The organism is Streptococcus mitis, assembly GCF_003943905.1.
GTDB classification, from domain to species: domain Bacteria; phylum Bacillota; class Bacilli; order Lactobacillales; family Streptococcaceae; genus Streptococcus; species Streptococcus mitis_BC.
In genome coordinates, this window is sequence record NZ_RJNS01000009.1 from 1 (window position 1) to 3605 (window position 3605).

Below are 3605 nucleotides of genomic sequence, written 5' to 3' on the forward strand. Positions count from 1 at the left end.
ACAAATGAAGTAGTTAAGCATCATAACGATTTGAACACGGTTATCATGAGAAAATGGACGGCAGAAGAGATGAATTTCTTCTTCGCAATTATCGCAAAAGCCAGAGATAACGGCATAGAAGACTTAGTATTTGATAAGTATCAGTTAGCCGAACTTACAAGCTATTCTATTCAACACAACAAACGATTTCACGATACAATGAATAGCTTAGCTAATAATATCACTCAGTTGCGATATATCGAAAAAACAAGCAATTCTATTGAGTATATGCCACTGTTTACAAGATTTCGAGTGGATTGGAAAGAAGATTTGTCAGATATGACTGCAACAGTTTCTCTTTCGCCGAAATTCGAGTATATCTTAAACAGACTTTCAGCCAATTTCACGCAATATGAGCTTGCAGAGTTTACAAATATTCGGTCTACATACGCTAAAACTGCATATAGACTATTAAAACAATGGCGTACAGTGGGGCGCAAAGAGTTCAAGATTGATGAATTTAAAACTTTACTTGATATGCCTAATAGTTATAAATCAAGCGAGATTGATAGAGCAGTCATCAAACCAATCCTGAAGCAACTTTCACCATATTTTGAGGGGTTAAAAGTCAAAAAAATCAAATCAAACAAGCGTGGGAATCCGGTTCTCGGCTATGAGTTCACATGGAATCCTGAAATGACTGAATCGTATGTCCCAAATAAGTTCAATAAACCTAAATTAAGCAAGACAACTAAGAAAATGAAGTCCAACGTACCTACTTGGTCAACTCCTGAATATGTGAATACAACGAGCGAGGAGAAGAAGGCTGAACTAGAGCGTAAAAAGCAGGAGATGTTAGCTAGATTAGATAATGAGCCCCAAAAGGTTTTGCCAGGGCAAATGGATATGTTTGAAGATTAGCTAGTTACAGAAAAGGGAGTAGCAAAATGACAGAAAGAACAGAACTAATAAATGATATTGAGAAATTAAAAGCTGAAAGAAATAGATTGTTAAGGCAAGTAGAAGAAGCTGAGCAGTGGGAAAGTACTGCATGGGAGAGTTTTAATGCATTGGCTGACCATCTACGAGCTACAGAGAAAAAGCAGGCTATTGCCCAAAACTATTGGGACAGTTCTCGAAGCGCTATTGAAAGTCAATTTGAATTCGTGGCTAGTCAAATTGCTCGAGTGAAGAAAGTGTTGGATAAAAAACGTTATGAGTTACTAGAGGGTGAAATCGACGAGTTGATGAAAGAGATTGCTGAATTAGCAGACGTTCTCGGTTTGGAGATTGAGGAACTGCCAAAATACTTGCCGTTTTATACCTTACCAGCTGAAGAGATTGTTGATTGAGAAATCAGCATCTCTTTTTTTTGTATGTATCTGTATGAGATAAGAGTGTGTTAAAGTGTGAGATAGTCAAAAAAGGGTGTAGGTATAACACCTACAAAGTGTGTAAAGGTAAGTATAGCATGTGTGTGTAAGTAGGCGAAGCCGAGAAAATTACCGGTACCGGAAACGTTGATACTATCAACTCCACACGCTTCGTGGGGACAGTTTCCCTTATGCTCTTTTAGAGCCTACAAAGGTAAATTACCTAGTAAAAACTAAATAAGGGGTTTGGGGTCTCCCAAAAATCAGTTTTCATTTTGAAACTGACCTAGCATGTGGTAAACTTACTGGTAAGGTGATACCCACATGCTACGCTTGCCACAACGATATAATGCTAGTAAGGAGGATTTAGAGTCATGTCAGATTGGAAAACACTAAAAGAGGTCGCAGAGGAGTTAGGAATATCAAAAGACCTGGTAAAATATCACAGAAAGAACTTGGATATTTTCCAGATTGGAAAAGAAAATGGGGTATATCTTATATCTCCTTCTGGAATAGATGAGATTCGTTCTCGACTGAGAAAAGATAGCTATGATGCTACGTTTGAAGAAAAGGTCATGCGCCGTCTCGGTATGATTGAAAAACAGCAAGAATTGATATACGAGTTATTACTCAAAATGTTAAACGAGCGTAAATAGCCTTTAGAGGGTCGTATTGCCACTATTTTAGTTTTAGAATATAATTCTATACTTTTGATGTCAGAACACGTTAGAGGGCAAAATATGGCTTCTAATCACTTCTAAATTGTCCGCCTCGTAAAAATTATTTGATAATACATGTAAGAATTAATAAAATGAAAAAACACATAAGCTCTTTTTAAGAGAACTTATGCGTTTTTTTTAATTATAGTTTTAATTTTAGCTTCTTAACAATCCTAATAGAAAAAGAGAAATTTATGGCTCTAATCCACCATCTCCTTCGCCATTTCCGGTGTTACTACCATCGAAATCTCCAGGATAGTGGTCAGGGTCAAAACAAAAATTTAAGTGGAATTTGTAGTTCATAGTGATCCTCCTTGATTATAAGTGATAGTGTGATTCAAAGATAGCGCTATCTTGAGACTTCAGGATAACATAAAAAAAATAAAAAGCAATTAAAAGGTGAATGGGCTTGTTTAGAAGCGACTGAATTATATGTATTGGGCTCTATTTTAGTTCGTTTTACGTTGAAAAGTGCGAACCAAGGCATATTGCCAGACTCCCTATCCCAAATAGAAGGGACAGTATCCCCAGATGTGATTAACAATTTTCCCCTTTGCTCATGGCTTCGACATTAGCAATTTATGCCATCAAATAAACCAAGCGAAGAGAAAGGTTATCATACTTTGCTTTTTAGAAAAAGTCCATGGTATAATAAAATCGCTATCGAAAAACCGATTGCGACTTACAGGTCGTGAAAGGAGGTGATAGTCGTGAGTTACTTATTCGAGCTCTTCCTCAGCGTCGTGGCAAATGTACTGGCATACTTCATTTGCAAATGGCTGGATGATGAGGATAAACGGTAGTCAGCCTACAAACACTCGTTAATCTGAAAAGAACGTAAAAAAAGCCCTAAAGGACTGGCATCCTCTAGGGCTTTGGTGTAGCCTTGAGCTACTTATTCGGCAACTTTATTTTATCATGGTTATATAGTTGTGTCAAAAATATATACTAGATTTATTTTCAGCTACTGGTGGTTTTGGGTTTCAAATTTTAGTTTGTTTTCGGATGTGTAGAAAGAGGGGCGAAACGAAGTGAGACCCTTTTTCTATATATTTAATTATATTTTATATATATTTAAGCCCCCAGCAAAACCTAGAGGAACAAGGAGTTTCAAGTTTTATAGGTGTAGAAATGTCGGTTTATAGGTGTAGAAATGTCGGTTTATAGGTGTAGAAATGTCGGTTTATAGGTGTAGAAATGTCGGTTTATTAAGAAGAAATATTTTTTTTGCTTTATAATATTTTCAATGGTATAATTGAGAAAAAATAAAAAGGGGTTCTTAATGACAAATGAAGTAGTTAAGCATCATAACGATTTGAACACGGTTATCATGAGAAAATGGACGGCAGAAGAGATGAATTTCTTCTTCGCAATTATCGCAAAAGCCAGAGATAACGGCATAGAAGACTTAGTATTTGATAAGTATCAGTTAGCCGAACTTACAAGCTATTCTATTCAACACAACAAACGATTTCACGATACAATGAATAGCTTAGCTAATAATATCACTCAGTTGCGATATATCGAAAAAACA

General features: G+C 36.2%; 4 protein-coding genes. All 4 read left to right on the plus strand.

Annotated elements, in window-relative coordinates; all coding sequences use genetic code 11:
• Nucleotides 1-900, plus strand: a 900-nt coding sequence (locus tag D8854_RS09675) for a replication initiation protein (protein WP_125450622.1), incomplete at its 5' end; no start/stop codon positions are given.
• A 26-nt stretch (nucleotides 901-926) separates the two neighbouring features.
• The gene (locus D8854_RS09680) at nucleotides 927-1331 is read left to right on the plus strand and encodes a hypothetical protein (RefSeq protein ID WP_125450623.1); all 405 of its coding nucleotides are present in this window, start codon (nucleotides 927-929) and stop codon (nucleotides 1329-1331) included.
• Nucleotides 1332-1726: 395 nt separating this feature from the next.
• Nucleotides 1727-2008, plus strand: a complete 282-nt coding sequence (locus D8854_RS09685; RefSeq protein ID WP_125450624.1) for a hypothetical protein — start codon at nucleotides 1727-1729, stop codon at nucleotides 2006-2008.
• A 1345-nt stretch (nucleotides 2009-3353) separates the two neighbouring features.
• On the plus strand, nucleotides 3354-3605 hold a 252-nt coding region (locus tag D8854_RS09690), incomplete at its 3' end, for a RepB family plasmid replication initiator protein (RefSeq protein ID WP_142999512.1).

Coding starts and splice junctions, on each gene's coding strand:
- D8854_RS09685 (WP_125450624.1), top strand. CDS start 1,727: ATGTCAGATTGGAAAACACTAAAAGAGGTCGCAGAGGAGTTAGGAATA.
- D8854_RS09680 (WP_125450623.1), top strand. CDS start 927: ATGACAGAAAGAACAGAACTAATAAATGATATTGAGAAATTAAAAGCT.